The 16,375-nt window shown below is 64.3% G+C and carries 11 protein-coding genes; 3 read left to right on the top strand and 8 right to left on the bottom strand.

Features of this window, described 5'->3' with window-relative positions; all coding sequences use genetic code 11:
• Nucleotides 1-11: 11 nt before the first annotated feature.
• The 4 genes from NKJ78_RS08995 to NKJ78_RS08980 are packed head-to-tail and all read right to left on the bottom strand — an operon-like array spanning nt 12 to nt 4,935.
• Complete coding sequence (locus NKJ78_RS08995) at nt 12-947, bottom strand: dimethyl sulfoxide reductase anchor subunit family protein (RefSeq protein ID WP_023738198.1); 936 nt, start codon at nt 945-947, stop codon at nt 12-14.
• 3 nt (nt 948-950) lie between these two features.
• Entirely contained in the window at nt 951-1,679 is a 729-nt protein-coding gene (locus NKJ78_RS08990) for a 4Fe-4S dicluster domain-containing protein (RefSeq protein WP_023738199.1), read from the bottom strand.
• On the bottom strand, nt 1,676-4,606 hold the full coding sequence (locus tag NKJ78_RS08985) for a molybdopterin oxidoreductase family protein (RefSeq protein ID WP_023738200.1): 2,931 nt from the start codon (nt 4,604-4,606) through the stop codon (nt 1,676-1,678). Before NKJ78_RS08985 ends, NKJ78_RS08990 begins: the two co-directional genes overlap by 4 nt.
• Nucleotides 4,603-4,935, bottom strand: coding sequence for a hypothetical protein (locus NKJ78_RS08980; protein ID WP_198031477.1), 333 nt, complete (start codon nt 4,933-4,935; stop codon nt 4,603-4,605). Before NKJ78_RS08980 ends, NKJ78_RS08985 begins: the two co-directional genes overlap by 4 nt.
• On the opposite strand from NKJ78_RS08980, the gene NKJ78_RS08975 reads away from it, so the two are divergent.
• Complete coding sequence (locus NKJ78_RS08975; protein ID WP_023738201.1) at nt 4,885-5,787, top strand: LysR substrate-binding domain-containing protein; 903 nt, start codon at nt 4,885-4,887, stop codon at nt 5,785-5,787. The two genes, NKJ78_RS08980 and NKJ78_RS08975, sit on opposite strands and share 51 nt — an antisense overlap.
• Nucleotides 5,788-5,885: 98 nt before the next feature.
• On the opposite strand, the gene NKJ78_RS08970 is transcribed toward NKJ78_RS08975, so the two are convergent.
• From NKJ78_RS08970 to NKJ78_RS08955, 4 genes are all read right to left on the bottom strand, one after another.
• Nucleotides 5,886-7,142: an Hsp70 family protein gene (locus tag NKJ78_RS08970; RefSeq protein WP_352459183.1), complete on the bottom strand. Its 1,257-nt coding sequence runs from the start codon at nt 7,140-7,142 to the stop codon at nt 5,886-5,888.
• A 176-nt stretch (nt 7,143-7,318) separates the two neighbouring features.
• Nucleotides 7,319-8,110, bottom strand: coding sequence for a TIGR02186 family protein (locus NKJ78_RS08965; protein ID WP_023740748.1), 792 nt, complete (start codon nt 8,108-8,110; stop codon nt 7,319-7,321).
• Nucleotides 8,110-9,033, bottom strand: a complete 924-nt coding sequence (locus NKJ78_RS08960; protein ID WP_023669608.1) for a sulfite exporter TauE/SafE family protein — start codon at nt 9,031-9,033, stop codon at nt 8,110-8,112. The genes NKJ78_RS08965 and NKJ78_RS08960 overlap by 1 nt, the downstream gene beginning before the upstream one ends.
• 192 nt (nt 9,034-9,225) lie before the next feature.
• Nucleotides 9,226-13,236: a peptidoglycan-binding protein gene (locus NKJ78_RS08955; protein ID WP_352562420.1), complete on the bottom strand. Its 4,011-nt coding sequence runs from the start codon at nt 13,234-13,236 to the stop codon at nt 9,226-9,228.
• Between the two features lie 481 nt (nt 13,237-13,717).
• Between NKJ78_RS08955 and NKJ78_RS08950 the strand changes: the two genes are divergently transcribed.
• Nucleotides 13,718-14,176, top strand: a complete 459-nt coding sequence (locus NKJ78_RS08950; RefSeq protein ID WP_023740746.1) for a MerR family transcriptional regulator — start codon at nt 13,718-13,720, stop codon at nt 14,174-14,176.
• Nucleotides 14,177-14,452: 276 nt separating this feature from the next.
• Complete coding sequence (locus tag NKJ78_RS08945) at nt 14,453-16,261, top strand: acyl-CoA dehydrogenase (protein ID WP_023740745.1); 1,809 nt, start codon at nt 14,453-14,455, stop codon at nt 16,259-16,261.
• Nucleotides 16,262-16,375 lie beyond the last annotated feature (114 nt).

The raw sequence follows: 16,375 nt of genomic DNA, 5'->3' as shown, positions 1-16,375 counted from the left end.
GGCGGGACGCTCTACCGGCCGTAATAGAGGGTGACGGTGTGCTTCGCCTCGGCGAAGAACAGCCAGCGCTCGACCAGCATGCCGGCAAACTGGACGATTGCCGCAAGCACCGACAGCGCCGCTGCGAACGGCCAGGGCAAAGCGAACAGAACAGCAAGCAGCAGGGCAGGCAAGGCGAAAGCCAGCACCTGCGTGATACGACGCAGCCTGGCGCCGTGCTTGCGCGCGATGCGAAAGCCCATTTCCTTGAGCAGGTAGTTCTCTTCGGTGTGCGGCCATTCCAGTGAGCGCACTGTACCCCCGGCGAGCCCCGTTGCCGTGTTGGCGGTGCTCGCAATCTCCAGCGCGTCATTGTATCGCCACGTCGCCAGCTTCCAGCCCCAGCCGAGCAAGGTCAGCAGCAGGGCGGCTACCGCAACGGCGGTCGGGCTGATGGCGAAAGCCTGCAGCAGCGCGTTCAACAGCACGCTGCCGGTCATCGCCGAAAAGATGACATAGCCCGGCAGCGTATACGGGCTATGCCACTGCGCGATCGGCTTCAGCGAGGCATAGATCATGCCGGTGGTGCAGACGGTGACGATTGCGCCGATAGTTGCGAGAAACCCGGCGATGGCCATCCAGCCTCCGGTGCGGCCAAAAAACACCCAGCCGATGCCGAACAGCCCGGCGGGAATGAAGGTCGCGACCGAGGCCACGCCTTCGCGCGACAGCCAGGAACTGCGCCATTGCGAGAAGGCGCGCCATGCACGTTCGGGGCGGCCGAGATGGCCGGTCGAGGACAATAGGCCGGCGGCGATCAGGCCGAGCGACAGCCCCATGCCGATAAGGCCGAGCCAGAAATGGGCCGGGATAAAACCCAGTCCGCCAAGCACGCCAAGCAGCGCCAGCAGGCCGTAGCCCGCTCCTGTGGCAGTTGTGAAGAAGACGACGGAAAAGGCTGGATGCATTGGTCAGTTCGAAAGCATGCGGTCGATCCAGCCGAGAAAACCGCCTTCGGCCGTGACTGGCTCGAGCCTTGGCGCCGGCACCGATGCGGCGCGCTGGGCGCGCGGCGGCAGATATTTGTTGGTCGGTTTGTAGCCCATCTCCGGCATCAGGTCGACGCCGCCACGCTCCGCCACCAGTTGCGAGACAGCCGACGAGGGATCGCCGAGATCGCCGAAATGCCGGGCGCTGGTCGGGCAGGCGGCAACGCAGGCCGGCACGCGGTCTTCCTCGGCCAGATTGTCATTGTAGATGCGATCGACGCAAAGCGTGCATTTCTTCATCACGCCGACATCGGTGTCGAATTCGCGCGCGCCATAGGGGCACGCCCAGCTGCACAGTTTGCAGCCGATGCATTTGCTTTCGTCGATCAGCACGATGCCGTCCGACGCCCGCTTGTAGGACGCGCCGGTCGGGCAGACAGTGACGCAGGCAGGCGTCTCGCAATGCAGGCAGGAGCGCGGAAAGTTGACCGTGCGCCCGCCCGCCTCGGTCGTGTGCTCGTAGCTGTGCACGCGGTTGAACCAGACGCCGTCGACATGGCCGCCATAGGGGTCGATGTCGGTCAGCGGCGCCATGTGGCCGCCGGTGTTCCACTCCTTGCAGGCGGTGACGCAGGCCTGGCAGCCGACGCAGGTGTCGAGGTCGATGACCAGGCCAAGCTTCTTGTCTGTATGGGCGGGAAGGCAGGTCATTCCACGGCTTCCCTATTGACGCGGAACTCGGCGCCGAAGCGAAGGATGTCGGGCGAAGGCTCGACATTTGGCGGCTGGCTGAAACGCTCGAATTGCGGTTCGGTGAAGCCGGCTTCCTCATCAGAGCATTTGAGGATGCGTACCCTGAGGTCGAACCACGCCGCCTGGCCGGTCACCGGATCGGAATTCGAATAGCGTTTGCCTTTCGCGTCAGCCGATGTCTGGTCGCCGATAATGTGGTTGAGCAGGAAGCCGCGATTGCTCTCGGCAGCGTTGTCCTTAAGCCCCCAGCTGCCGCGCCTTTTGCCGATGGCGTTCCATGTCCAGACCGTATCCGCATTGACCCCGTCGACCAGCTTGATCTGCCCCTTCACCCGGCCATTGATGCTTTCGATCCACACCCAGTCGTCGTCGAAAAGGCCGAGGCCCGCCGCGGTCTTGTGGTGCACGAACAGGCGGTTCTGGCTGGTGATTTGCCGCAGCCACGCGTTCTGCGAACCCCAGGAATGATACATGTGCATCGGCCGCTGCGTCAGCGCATGCAGCGGATATTTCTGCGGATCGACGGCGGCCTCCTCGAACGGCGTAAACCAGAACGGCAGCGGGTCCATATAGGTCTCGATGCGCTGGCGCTCGCTCTCCGGCGGTTGGACGCGACCATGACCGCGCGCGGCGAGGCGAAAGCGCTGCATCGGTTCGCAATAGAGCTGGAACACGATCGGCTCGGCCTTGGGGATGAACCCCATCTGCTCTGCGAAGTCGAGATAGGAGCGGTTCGCCATCTTGTAATAGCGCTGGTCCTCAGCAAAATCCTGGTGCCAGAAGCCGCCATTGTCGATGTAGTGCTGCAACTGGTCGGGATTGACTTCGCCCTCGCCGACAGACGTGCCGTCCTTGCCGCGCCAGCCGGCGAGCGGCCCAATGCCGGGCGTGCGTTCGTGATTGACGATGTAGTCGGCATAGTCGGCATATCTGGCCGAGCTATCGTCCTCGACGAAGCCGGGCAGGCCAAGCCGAGCGCCAAGTTCGATCAGCACCGATTGGAACGGCCTGACATCTCGGTCCGGTTCGACCACCGGATGGCGGATCGCGTCGCCCGGCCCGTCGGCATGGCTGATCGGCCGGTCGAGCAGGCTGATGCAGTCGTGACGTTCGAGATAGGTGGTGTCGGGCAGCACCAGATCGGCGAACGGCACCGTCTCGGAATAATAGGCGTCGGAATAGATGATGAAGGGGATCTTGTAGTTACCCGCTTCGTCATGGTCGGTGAGCATGGCAATGGTCTCGACGGTGTTCATCGAGGAATTCCAAGCCATGTTCGACATGTACATCATCAGCGTGTCGATCGGGTACGGGTCACCGGCCCACGCATTTCGGATGACCGTATGCATCAGCCCATGCGCGGCGAGCGGCGCATCCCAGGAATAAGCCTTGTCGATGCGCAAAGGCGTGCCGGCCTCGTCGACCAGGAGATCGTCCGGCCCGCAGACGAAGCCGAGCGGCATGCCGTCGAGCGGCGTCATCGGCCTGACCACCTTGCCGGCCGGCTTCGGTCCCGGGGGCGCCGAGCGCGGGTAGGGGGGCTTGAAACGGAAGCCGCCGGGCACGTCCACCGTGCCGAGCAGCACCTGCAGCAGGTGGATGGCGCGGCAGGAGTGAAAGCCGTTGGAGTGGGCCGAGATGCCGCGCATGGCATGCATCGACACCGGCCGTCCCTTGATCGTCTCGTGCCGGCGTCCGGCCCAGTCGGTCCACGCAACCGGCAGTTCGACCGTCTGTTCGAAGGCGACGTGGGCGAGTTCGGCAGCGATCCGGCGGATGGTGTCGGCCGGAATGCCGCATCGTGCCGCGACCGCATCGGGTGCGTAGCTGTCGTCCATGTAGCGGTCGGCGATAAGCCGGAACACCGGCACGCAGCGGCGGCCGGCGAACGTGAAGCTGCCGGTCAGCGCCGGCTTCGCATCCGCATCGGCTGCGTTGACGGTTGTCTTCGCCACTCTGTCCCACGCGAGAAGATTGTTGTCGCTGTCGCGCAGGAATAGCCCGTCATCGACCGCGCCCGGCTCCTGGACGACCAGCACATGGGCGTTGGTGTAGCGCAGCAGATAATCGAGATCGACGCGGCCTGCCTTCAGCAGTTCATGGATTAGGGCGAAGACGAAGAGGCCGTCGGTGCCGGGCCGGATCCCGATCCAGTCGTCGGCAATGGCGTTGTAGCCGGTGCGACAGGGGTTGATCGACACCACCTTGGCGCCGCGCGCCTTGAGTTTACCCAAGCCGATCTTGATCGGGTTGGAATCATGGTCCTCGGCGACGCCGAACAGCATGAAGTATTTCGTATTGTCCCAGTCCGGCTCGCCGAACTCCCAGAACGAGCCGCCGATCGTGTAGAGCCCGCCGGCCGCCATGTTGACCGAGCAGAAGCCGCCATGGGCGGCGAAGTTCGGCGTGCCGAACTGGCTCGCCCACCAGCCGGTCAGCGACTGCGACTGGTCGCGCCCGGTGAAGAAGGCGAGCTTTTTCGGATCGGCCCGGCGGATATTCGATAGCCGCCCGGTCGCAATCGAAAACGCTTCCTCCCACTCGATCTCGCGGAATTCGCCCGAGCCGCGCAGGCCGCTGCGCAACAGCGGCTTCTTCAGCCGCGCCGGGCTGTAGTGCTGCATGATGCCGGAGCTGCCCTTGCCGCAGATTACGCCGCGGTTGACCGGATGGTCCTTGTTGCCGTTGATGTAGCGCACCTTGCCGTTCTTGATATGGACGTCGATGCCGCAGCGGCAGGCGCACATATAGCAGGTGGTCTTGGCGATGCTGTCGGAGACATCGGGCGAGGTGTCGACGCCGTCGCCTTCATCCGGCGCGCGCGTGTCGGCAAGCGGCCGTTGCGACGGTGCGGAATTGGCCCCGCGCGGCGCAGCTGGGTTCATGATGCCGGCGTGCTTTTGCTACCTGCGAATTTGGCCCGCGTCTTCGGTCCGGGGCCACGCATATAGTGTTCTTCAGGATGATAGCGGTCGCCGGCCAGCCGCCGCCTGAGGCCACGGGTCCAATGCGCAAACAGGGATCTGAACCGCCCGATCATTTTGTTGGCTGCGATTTGTTGGCGAATTTTTTCTAACTTCGGCAGAAAAAGTAGAATAAAGCTATCGATCCGTCTAATCAGTTGTTCTTGTAAATTCGATCGGAATTGGTTCTTAATGCACACATGACGCTGGACCAGTTGCGCATTTTCGTTGCCGTTGCCGAACGCGGCCATATGACCAAGGCGGCGGAGCTTTTGGGCATCTCCCAGTCGGCGGCGTCGGCCGCCATCCGCGCGCTCGAAGAGCAGCATGGCGTTCATCTGTTCAACCGTGTCGGCCGCAACATCGAGCTGGCTCAGACCGGCCACCGTTTCCTGCCCGAGGCCAAGGCGGTGCTGGAACGCGCCGCCGCCGCCCGAAATGTGCTGGAGCATGTCTCGCAGACGGTCGCCGGCAGTCTGTCCATCGCCGCCAGCCTGACCATCGCCAGCTACTGGCTGCCGCGCAGGCTGGCCTCTTTCCACGAGGCCTACCCGGCGGTGCGCTTAAGCGTCAGCATCGGCAACACCAGGCAGGTCGAGGCCAATGTGCTCGACGGCACCGCCGATCTCGGTCTGGTCGAGGGGCGCACCGAGTCAGACATCCTCCGCCGCACCAAGGTCGACGTCGACAGGTTGATGCTGGTCGTCGCCGCCTCGCATCCCGAAATCGCCGAGATCGCGCCGGGCCGCCCGGATATCAGAGGGCTGCGCTGGATCATCCGTGAGGGTGGTTCCGGCACGCGCGAGGTGCTGGAGGACCTGGCCCGCCGCGAGGGGATATCGCTTGGCGACCTGCAGATATTTCTGGTGCTGCCGAGCAACGAGGCGGTTCGCCAGGCGATCGAGGCCGGCGCCGGCGCCACCATCATCTCGGACCTCGTCGTCGGACGCGCCGTCGCCGAGGGCAGTCTCCGGTCGGTGCCGCTCGAACTGCCGAAGCGCGACTTCGCCATGATCACCCATCGTGACCGCCGGGCAAGCCTGGCCCAGATGGCGCTCAAGGCGCATCTCGGCGCTGAAGCGGGGAACGGCATCCCGGCATAGCCGTCCTCAGGGCATCTGATATCGGTCTAGGGTCGGGGTGAAATGGTGCGGCCTCGTTTGGGTATTTATGGTCATTGTGGGTAGCCGCAGTTATGTGTTCAGGAGAACTTCCGCTGCGCATCCAGCGCCAGGCCGAGGCCAACCGAGCCGAACATGTCGCCCTCGATAACGGCGGCTTGCGGCACCAGCGACAGGATTTCACGCCGTGCCAGCGGGATCGCGGTCGAACCGCCGGTGAGGAATACGGCGGTGATCGCAGACGCCGTTATGCCGGCATCGGCAATCGTCTGCCGCACCGTAGCGGACACCCGCTCGATGTCGGCGGCGATGGTCTCTTCCAGGCCGGTCCGCGTGATCTCGGCGGCAAAACCCGCGCCGGGCAGTGCCACCGTCACATCAGCCGAAGCCTGATCTGTCAGCGCGATCTTGGCTCGTTCGACGAGGCCGGCCAGCGCATGGCCGTAACGGTGCTCGACAATATGGATGAAGCGGTCGACAAGGTCGGCGCGGACGGCCTCGAAGCGGATTTGCCTCAGATGCGTCATCGCCTTGGCAGTATAGACGAGGTTGATGCGCTGCCACGTCGCGAGATCAATGAAATAGCTCGCCGGCAGGTTGCGCTTGCCGTCTTTTGTGGGCGTCAGGTAGCCGAGCTTGGGCATGACATGGGCAATGCTGAGCAGCCGGTCGAAATCGGTGCCGCCGATATGGATGCCGCGGTTGGCCAGGATATCGTCCTTGCGGTCGCGTGAGCGGGCGCGTTGCGGCGAAACCCGCACGATCGAGAAGTCGGACGTGCCGCCGCCCATGTCGACGATCAAGGCCAGTTCCTCGCGCTTCACGTCCTGCTCATAGTCGAGCGCTGCCGCGATCGGTTCGAACTGGAAGGCGATGTGCTTGAAGCCTTGCGCGCGCGCCGCCTTTTCAAGCTCGCTTTGCGCCTTGGCATCGGCTTCCACATCTTCGTCGACAAATTGCACCGGCCGGCCGAGCACAACGTTCTCCACCGGAGCGCCGGCATCTTCCTCAAGCCGCTTCTTCAAATGGCCGACGAACATGCCGACAATGTCGATGAAACCGATCTGCCGGGCCTTGATCCGCGTCTTCTCATGCGCCAGCGAACTGCCGAGCACGCTCTTCAGCGACCGCATCAGCCGGCCTTCGATGGCATCGGTGTAGTCGGCAATGGCGCGGCGGCCGAAATAGGTGTGACCGTCCTCGAAGTTGAAGAAAACCGCGCTTGGCAATGTCGGCTGTTCACCTTCCAGCGCCACCAGCCGTGCCTGGCCGTTGCGGATCACGCCCACCGTAGAATTGGACGTGCCGAAATCGATGCCGCCAAATGCCTGGTGCATTGCAGCCTCCTGTCATTGGGTCGTCGCTGTGGCGGGCGTCCGCAAGGCGCGCGCCGTCCAGAGGCCTGACCGTTCTGCCGAATGATTGTGCGTGTAACCCGAGGGTTGGGAGGCGGCGGTCTATCGCAAGACTGAGAAAAGGGGAACCCCTTTTCCCCGGAAATGGGTCCTGCGCGTCAATCCCTGCGGAAAATCAGCCTGCCCAGCCAGCCGGTGATCATGGCCAGCGACACGGAGAAGACGCCGTAGAGAAACGAGTAATCATGCGCGACGCGGAAGATCGACTGTTCGAAGCCCGATTTGCGGATTTCGAGCTGGGCCGAGCTTTCCTTGAGGAACAGACCGCTCTTGAACAGGAACGCGCGGGCTTTATGGGTTCCAACCGGGACGTTGGGCGCCAGCCGCACCGTGGCGCGAAACAGGTTCTGCGACAAGAACTGCACGCCGCCGACATTCTCGCTATAGAGGCCGGTCGCCGCCTTGCGCTCGCGCAGCGCCACGGTGAATTCCTCGATCGTCGCCGGACTGTCGGTTACCTCGGCCGGCTGCATGTAAAGGTTGGAGGCGCCGAGCGACAGCTGCTTGTAGCTGTTGGGTTCGGTGATGTCCTGCAGCGGCCGCGTCGTGGCGACGGAGTAGGATACCGGCACGTTCTCGAAGGTCTCGGATTCCAGATTGACCCAGACGCCGAGCACGCGGTCCTTGCGGCGCACCACCACCGGCCGCGGCGGGCCTTCGAGCACGACGATGACGTCGTAGCGCCCCTGTCGCGCGACCAGCGGGTCGGGATTTTCCAGCGAACCGAAAATGGTCAGGTCGGCGCCGGAAAACCCGGCGGTGATCGACACCGCGTCGGTGGAGAGACCGATCTGGATGCCTTCCGGCAAGGGGTTCGGCGATTGCGCTGCCGCCGGCAGAGCGAGGGCGAAAAGCAAAACGGCGGCCGAAAAAATCCCCCACCGCAGCATCAGTTCAGGCCCGCGGCGGTCAGCGAATAGAGGTTTGGCGGCGTGACGAAGAGATCGATGGCAAGCCGGATCGCGACCGCCAGCACCAGCAGCGCCAGCAGTGCCCTGAGCTGTTCGCCGCGCAGCTTCTGTCCTGCCTTGGCGCCATATTGCGCGCCGGCAACGCCGCCCGCCATCAGCAGGAAGGCAAGCATGACGTCGACCGTCTGGTTGGTGGTGGCGTGGACAAGCGTGGTGTAGGCCGAGGTGAAAATGATTTGGAACAGCGAGGTGCCGATGACGACGTTGGTCGGCACCTTCAAGAGATAGATCAGCGCCGGCACCATGATGAAGCCGCCGCCGACACCCATGATCGACGACAGGAAGCCGATGCCGGCGCCGAGCCCCAGCACCGGAATGACGCTGACGAACAGCTTCGAGGCCCTGAAGCGCATCTTCAGCGGCAGCCGGTGGATCCAGTTGTGCTGGCCGGATTTCTTCAAGACCGGCGCCGCACCGCTGCGCGTCGCGCGCAGCGCATTGACGCTCTCGACCAGCATCAGCCCGCCGACGGTGCCAAGCAGCACGACGTAGAGCAGCGAAATGAACAAATCGAGCTGGCCGAGCCGACGCAGGAAGGCAAAGACAAAGATACCGCCGGTCGAGCCGACAATGCCGCCGGCCAGCAGCACCCCGCCGAGCTTGAAGTCGAGCGTGCCGCGCTTCATGTGCGACAGCGCGCCGGAGAAGGAGGAGGCGATAACCTGGTTGGCGCCGGTAGCAACGGCGATTGCCGGCGGGATGTTGTAGAAGATCAAGAGCGGCGTGATCAGAAAGCCGCCACCGACCCCGAACATGCCCGACAGGAAACCCACCGCCGCGCCCATTGCCAGCAGCACGAAGACGTTGACGGAAATTTCCGCGATCGGGAGATAGATGCCCACCCGTCAGTCTCGATCAGTTTGCCTGTCGGCGATTGCAGCCATTCCAGGGCATTGTCGCACCGAAAAGCCAATTCTTTCTTGCACCGCCGGGGCAGTGGGATCAAACCCCGCCGCCCTACCGAAACAAAAAACATCTCAAGCAGTTAGCAGGCAAATGTATGGCAGGGCGTCGCGTTAGCGACGCATCTGCCGTTATTTGTGCGCCAGCAGCGCCTTCACCAGCTTTTCGTCGATTTCGCCGGTCGCCTGCATCTTGTTTTCGGTCTGGAAAGCCATGATTGCGGTCTTGGTCTTGCCGCCCATCACGCCATCGGCGCCGCCGGCATCGTAGCCGTTCTTGTTGAGGATGAGCTGGATGTTCTTGACCGCCTTCTTCATGTCGACGCTGGCGGTGGTCTGCGGCGTGCCTTCCTGCCAGGATTCAGGAATGTCGGCCGAGTTGGACGCCGGGTCGAGCGGCTTCGGCTTCCACAGTTCCGTGGCGGCGCGCGCCCGCTCCAGCTGTTCGGGGCGCAGCGCAGTGGCGACTTCGTCGCGCTTTGCAGCCGCATCCTTGTCGCCGGTCTTGGCGACGAGCGCGAACCATTTGTAGGATTCCTCCAGGCTCTGCTTCATGCCGACGCCCTTTGCCGCCAGGATGCCGAGATTGAACTGGCTGTCCTTGACGCCGACATCGGCCGCCGCCTGAAACCAGTGCGCGGCCGATTCATTGTCGGTCACGCCGTCGGCGGCCATGGCAAACAGAACGGCCAGATTGTGCATGGCGCTGGCATTACCCTGCGCGGCGGCGAGCTGGTAGAAGGTCTTTGCCTTCTTGACGTCGCGCGTGACGCCGATGCCCTTCTCGTAGAAATTGCCGATGCGGTATTCCGCCGGTGCGAAGCCGAGCTCGGCCGACTTTTCGTACCATTTGGCCGCTGCCGCCATGTCTTCCTTGACGCCGCGCGATTCAGCATAGCGCGAACCGAGCTCGAACAGCGCCTTGGCGTCGCCGCCGGCAGCCGCGTCGCGCAAGGCTTGCGGGCCGGCATCGGCCGGAACGTCTATCTTGGCCACGACAGGTGCTACCGCGGCATCAGCCGGCGGAATGGCGCCGGTAGTATCCGAGGCCGTCGTATCCGAGGCCGAGGGCGCCATGACGGCGGCCGCAGGCTGCGCGTCAGCAGCCGCCGGTTCCGCAGTGGCGGTCGTCGGCAGCATTGCATTTGGCGCGGGGGCCGGATCGGCCAGAGCCATCGGCGCTGGCGCGGGTTCCACGGCCGGCATTTCGGGCTCGGCGATCGAGGCCGCATTCATTGGCGCATCGTTGCCAACTGCCGGTTCCGTGGGCTCCGCCTGCCTGACGGTCCGGGCCGGCGCGTCCTGCACGGCCACCTGCGCGTCTGCCTTGGGTTGGCTGGCAGCGTTGACCGAAGCAGTCTCGACCGGCTGCGAGGCGACGATCGGCGCTGTATCGTTGCTTGCGACCTCGACCGGGTCGGCGAAGAAGGCCTTGCCGAGTTGCAGGCCGGCAAGCGCCAGCATGATCGCGACCGCTCCCATCAGTATCGGCTTGCGCCGCGCCTTGAGCAGGTCGCCGATACGAAGCGCCTTGACCGGGCCCTTCATGGTGGACTGGCGTTTCAGCGCGTCGGCCTCGGCGGCCGCAGCCTGCGCCGCGCGCCTAGCAGCGGCAATGAAGTCGGATTTCGATGCATCGCCGGAGTTTTGGCGCACCGGTGGGCCACGTTCGTCGCGTACGCGCTTCATGATGGCGTTGAGGTCGGGCGCGCCGGAGCCCGGCTCCAACGGCCGGTTGGCGAGCTTCGGATCGAGCGGCTCGTCGAGATCGACGCTCGGCATGTCGACATTGGGCCCCGAGCCGGCAAGCGGCGGCATGTCAGCCGGCTTCTTGCCCCTGAAGGCGCGCGCCAATCCACCGAACAGCGACGTCTTGGCCGTGGCTTCGCCTTTCTCGGCAATCCTGTCGGAACCGAGCGCTGCCTGGGCAGCGGCCGCGGCAGCCTCGGCTGGCGAGCGCCGCACGGGTTCGCTGCCCATGACCGGGTCGCTACGCGTACCCGGGTCGCTACGCGTACCCGGGTCGGCGCGCATATCCGGCTCGCTGCGCATGATGGCGGCGGCGCGGCCGTCGAGATCGGCCATGTCTCCGGTCAGCGGCAGCGGCTGGTCGATATCCATCGACGGCGCGTCCTGCACCGAAATCTTGGAGGCGCGTGCAGCGCGGGCCCGCCGCGCCGGCTCGGCCTGGGCATCCAGAAGCTCGCTCACCGCCTCCGCCGGTTCGCTGGTCTCCAGCGAGCCCAGACGATCGACGATCTTGAGCAACGTGTCGTGGATAGCCTCGAATGTCCGTGAATTGCGCTCGTCCGAACGGCGCGTCAGCGCTTCCAGCGTCTTCAGATCCTGAGCAAGGCCGGTAACGGCCGCGGTGTTGGCGTTGGAATCTGCCAGCGAGCGCACGGCGCTCTCGGCTGCTTCGCGTGCCGCGCCCATGATGGATTCGCGGGTTCCGGCCAGCGACTTCTCGATTTCGTTGAGGCGCGGGCTGATGTCCTCGAATTCCGGCAGCGGCGTGCCGGGCTTCGACAGATGCGCCGATAGGCTGGAGACCTGCGCCTCAAGGCTGCGGATCAGTGCCGGATCGATGCCGGCGACCTGCGCGGCCGACGATTCCAGCCGGCTTGAAATGTCTTCGAGCCGGCTTTCCAGGCCGCGGATCGCCGCCTCGTTGGCAGGATCGGGAATGCGCGTCTCCATGCGTTGGGCGAGCGCGGTGAAGCGTGCGTCGATGGCGTCCATGATGCCGGCGCTGTCAGCCTGCGGCTGGCGCTGGTCCAGCCGGTCGGCAACCTCGTCCAGCCGCCGCTCGAGATCGCGAAACAGCATGTTGCCCTGTTCGATGGCGTCGCCCTGCCGACGTTCCATCATGCCCGACAGCACGTCGAAGCGCTGTTCCAGACCCTGGAAGATATAGTCGGCGTCGGGCATGGCCGGGGCGCGATCGATCTTGTCGGCGATCATCGCGATCTGCTTGCCGAGGCGCTCCATCGCCTGTTCCGGCAGATTGGCGCGGCCGGCAAGCTCGTCGACCCTGTTCGACAGCGTGCTGAGACGGTCGAGAACCTCGCCGCTCGGACGAACCTGCACGACTTCCTCGATCTGCTGCGCCAGCGAGGCGATCCGCTTCTCGATGCGTTCAAAGGGTTCGGGGTCGAAGGAATTGGCCTGTGCGGCGACGGTCGAGGCGACGATGGCGCGCGAAATCTCGTCGAGCCGTTCGTCGATCAGGCCAAGCGTGTCGCCGCCGCGGTTGCTCTGCTGGCTGACGAAATGATCGACGGCGCCGGCAAGCGTGCGGACCTTTTCTTCCATCGAGCGCAGCGACAGCGATTCCGGCAGATTGTGGACCGCATTGCTGATCTGTTCGAGCCGGTCGGTCAGGGCCGAAAATCCGGGGCCGTCGGCACGGTTGCGCTGGTCGGCGTCGACACGGTCCTCGAACGCGCTCCAGCGGCGGTCGAAATCGTCCCAGCGGCGGTCGACCTTCAGCACACTTTCCTCGCGCGCCAATGTGTCGAGCGCCGTCTTTACCTGCTCAAGCTCGAGCCGCAGCATGTTGACGCTTCGGTCGTCGCTCTTCTCGGCCAGCGTCTGGATGGCGCCGGACAGCCGCTCGAATTCGACGCCGAGTTCGGCGCTGCCCTTGCCGGGCAAGCCGCTTGCCTGACCACCCGATTGGTTGCTCGCCTGGAACGCCCGTTCGATGTCCTTGCGCAGCGCGGCGAATTCGCGCTGCAGGCCGGCGGTCATCTGATGGCGAAGTTCCTCGCGCAGGCCGCGCAATTCGCCGGCGATCTTGCCGACCACGGCGACGCTGTCTTCCTGGCCGCGCACGCGGTCGATGTCGCGCGCGATCGCCTGATAGTTCTGGTCGAAGCCGGCCGTCACAGGGCTTTTCGGCCGCGGCGCGGGCTGCGGGTCCTCGTACCAGCGCGGCGGCGGGGCGTAGGGCTGGGCACTTGCGTAGCGCGGCTCCGGAGCGGGCCGGCGCGGATCGAAGCGCTCGGCGGCGTCCTCGCGCTTGCGCTCCAGCCGCTGCTCCAGCGTTTCCAGCGAGCGGTTCAATTCATCAAGCGTAGTGTTCGGCCTGCGCGGCCTGCCGGCGTTGAGTGTATCGAGATAGGACCGCTTGCTGTTCATCGATGCGTCCGTTTTTCAGAATGGCCGGCTTGCTGCCAGTTTCCCCAGGTCCTTGTCGGGAACGAAGGCGGCCGCGCGGCACTGCTGCGGCGAAAGACGAGCTTCCCGGGCCATGCCCGCTCTCCGAAAAACCGTGAAAAATTCGCTACAGGATAAACACGGGTGACCGACATCCGCACATTTCACCCATCGTGGTAAACAAGGCGTTAACCAAGCTTAAGAAGTTACGGCATTGCTGGAAATACAGGCGGTGCCCGTTCGGACCCGGCGCCGGGGGTGCGGCATAAGGTTTCGCAATCCCAGAACGCCCTTGCGTCATGCGGCGGCTATCGTTATAGAATTGACGTAAACGTAAGAGGGGCGCCGTTCGTGCCTTTTGCGATGAATTAGTTGAAACCACGACTGGAAGCATGCCCCCGCTTCCACTCAGGCGTTGCAAGGTCCGAGACCGCGATGCCACGACAGGGGAAAGCCAGTGACTATGAAACTTGTTTCGCCCGGCGAAGCCGCGGCCAACACCAACAATATGTCTGCCGAAGCCGGCGAGGAGCTGGTGCGCATCGGCGAGATGGCCAAGAAATACGGCGTGACTCTGCGCACGCTGCGGTTCTATGAAGACAAGGGCCTGCTCAATCCAAAGCGCGATGGGGCGACGCGGCTCTACACGCGTCGCGACAAGGCGCGGCTGAAGCTGATCCTCCTCGGCCGCAAGGTCGGGTTCTCGCTACGCGACGTCAAGCAGATGATGGATCTCTACGATCCGACGGGATCCAACATCAAGCAATTGCGGCTGGCTCTCGACAAGTCGGAGAAGCAGCTTGCCCGCCTGCAGAAGCAGCGCGCGCTGATCGACGACGCCATCAACGAGTTGAGCGGCTCGATGTCGGCCGTGCGCCAGATGCTGTCCGAGCGTTCGGCCCCGGCCAGCGCCGCCAGCTGATTTCGCTCCGCAGTTCCCGGCGAAAGCTTTGAAGGTAAGAGCCGCGCGGCCCGCCTGCGTGGCTCTTTTTGCTTGACCACCCTCGCTTTGCGCAAAGCCATGCACCGCTCGTGCCGATAGGCTGGCATAAGTAAATTTTGTAGCGGCGACCAAATTGACGTTTACGCAAACGTCAATTTTTGCTATCCCGCTTTCAACATTGGCCCGCATGCCGCCCCCAACCTCATGTTTCGGGGCCCGATCTCGCGGCCAAGGCCCGCATGGTGGAGGAAACACATGCCGATCTACAGGGCGCCGGTCCAGGACACGCTGTTCGTGCTCAACGAGGTGCTGGGTTATCAGCGCTACTCCAACCTTCCCGGATTTGCCGACGCGACGCCCGACGTTGTCGAGGCGATCCTCGCCGAAGGCGCCAAGCTTGCCGAAAACGTTATGCATCCTCTGAACCGCGTCGGTGACATGGAAGGCTGCGTGCGCCATGAGGACGGCTCGGTGATGACGCCGAAGGGCTTCAAGGAAGCCTACGACCAGTATCGCGAAGGCGGCTGGATGGGACTGGCGGCGCCCGTCGAGTTCGGCGGCCAGGGGCTGCCCTATGCCGTGCACACCGCGGTTGCCGAATACATGGTTTCGGCCAACATGGCGCTGATGATGTATCCCGGCCTGACTCAAGGCGCTATCGCTGCGATCATCACACACGGCACCGACGAGCAGAAGGCGACATGGCTGCCGAAGCTGGTCGAGGGGTCCTGGACCGGTACCATGAACCTGACCGAGCCACATTGCGGCACCGATCTCGGCCTGCTGCGCACCAAGGCGGTGCCGAACGGCAACGGCACCTACAAGATCTCAGGCCAGAAGATCTTCATCTCGGCCGGCGAGCACGACATGTCGGAAAACATCGTCCATCTCGTGTTGGCCCGCATCGAAGGCGCGCCGGCGGGCGTGAAGGGCATCTCGTTGTTCATCGTGCCAAAGCTGAAGCTCGATGCCTCGGGCAATCCGGGCGAGAAGAACACGCTCTCCTGCGGGTCGATCGAGGAGAAGATGGGCATACACGGCAATTCGACTTGCGTCATGAATTATGACGAGGCCGAAGGCACGCTGCTCGGCGAGGCCAATGGCGGCCTGAAGGCGATGTTCACGATGATGAACGAAGCCCGCCTCGGCGTCGGCCTGCAGGGCCTGTCGCTGTCCGAGATCGCCTACCAGAACGCGGTCTCCTACGCCAAGGACCGGCTGCAGGGCCGCTCGCTGTCTGGCGCCAAGGCGCCGGACAGACAAGCCGATCCGATCATCGTCCATCCCGACATCCGCCGCTCGCTGATGACCATGAAGGCCTTCAACGAGGCCGGCCGCGCGCTGGCGCTGTGGACGGCGATCAAGTCCGACATCGCCCACCGCTCCGCCGACGACAAGGATCGCCAGGCGGCCGACGACTATACCGGCCTGCTGACGCCGGTGGTCAAGGGCGTGCTCACCGACAAGGGTTTTGACCATGCCGTCATGGCGCAGCAGGTGTTCGGCGGCCACGGCTACATCGAAGAGCACGGCATGAGCCAGTTCGTGCGCGATGCCCGCATCGCCATGATCTATGAAGGCGCCAACGGCATCCAGGCGCTCGACCTCGTCGGCCGCAAGCTTGGCCTGAATGGCGGCCGCGCCGTGCAGGCCTTCTTCAAGGACGTCGGCGAGTTCTGCGAGGAGAACCGCGCCGACGAGAAGCTGGCGCCTTTCACGAAGGCGCTGAAGAAGGGCCTCAACGATCTGCAGGCGGCGACCATGTGGCTGGTGCAGAACGGCATGGCCAAGCCCGACAATGCCGGCGCCGCGTCGACCGATTACATGCATCTCTTCGGCCTGGTGGCGCTGGGCTACATGTGGGCGCAGATGGCCAAGGCCGCGCTCGGCAAGACCGGCGCCAATGGCTCCCAATCTGTCCACGAAAATGGGGCTTTTTACGATAACAAGGTGGTGACGGCGCGCTTCTTCATGGAGCGGATCATGCCCGAGACATCGGCACATCTCGCCCGCATTTCCAGTGGTGCGGACACGCTAATGGCGCTGCCTGCGGAAGCGTTCTAGAAATGGCTGGCGTCCCCCTCCCCCTTGAGGGGAGGGTGGCCCGAAGGGCCGGGAGGGGTCCTTGCGTGCAGTGCGCCGGCTGGTTGGCGCTTTGGTAGGAGATGATCGCAATGC

It is taken from the genome of Mesorhizobium sp. M0037 (assembly GCF_040323635.1).
In the GTDB taxonomy this organism is placed as follows: domain Bacteria; phylum Pseudomonadota; class Alphaproteobacteria; order Rhizobiales; family Rhizobiaceae; genus Mesorhizobium.
This window is presented reverse-complemented; position numbering and strand designations above follow the sequence as displayed.

Bases quoted from the DNA above. Each gene is read 5' to 3' on its own strand.
- NKJ78_RS08995 (WP_023738198.1), bottom strand. From the start codon at position 947: ATGCATCCAGCCTTTTCCGTCGTCTTCTTCACAACTGCCACAGGAGCG.
- NKJ78_RS08990 (WP_023738199.1), bottom strand. From the start codon at position 1,679: ATGACCTGCCTTCCCGCCCATACAGACAAGAAGCTTGGCCTGGTCATC.
- NKJ78_RS08985 (WP_023738200.1), bottom strand. From the start codon at position 4,606: ATGAACCCAGCTGCGCCGCGCGGGGCCAATTCCGCACCGTCGCAACGG.
- NKJ78_RS08975 (WP_023738201.1), top strand. From the start codon at position 4,885: ATGACGCTGGACCAGTTGCGCATTTTCGTTGCCGTTGCCGAACGCGGC.
- NKJ78_RS08980 (WP_198031477.1), bottom strand. From the start codon at position 4,935: ATGGCCGCGTTCGGCAACGGCAACGAAAATGCGCAACTGGTCCAGCGT.
- NKJ78_RS08970 (WP_352459183.1), bottom strand. From the start codon at position 7,142: ATGCACCAGGCATTTGGCGGCATCGATTTCGGCACGTCCAATTCTACG.
- NKJ78_RS08965 (WP_023740748.1), bottom strand. From the start codon at position 8,110: ATGCTGCGGTGGGGGATTTTTTCGGCCGCCGTTTTGCTTTTCGCCCTC.
- NKJ78_RS08955 (WP_352562420.1), bottom strand. From the start codon at position 13,236: ATGAACAGCAAGCGGTCCTATCTCGATACACTCAACGCCGGCAGGCCG.
- NKJ78_RS08950 (WP_023740746.1), top strand. From the start codon at position 13,718: ATGAAACTTGTTTCGCCCGGCGAAGCCGCGGCCAACACCAACAATATG.
- NKJ78_RS08945 (WP_023740745.1), top strand. From the start codon at position 14,453: ATGCCGATCTACAGGGCGCCGGTCCAGGACACGCTGTTCGTGCTCAAC.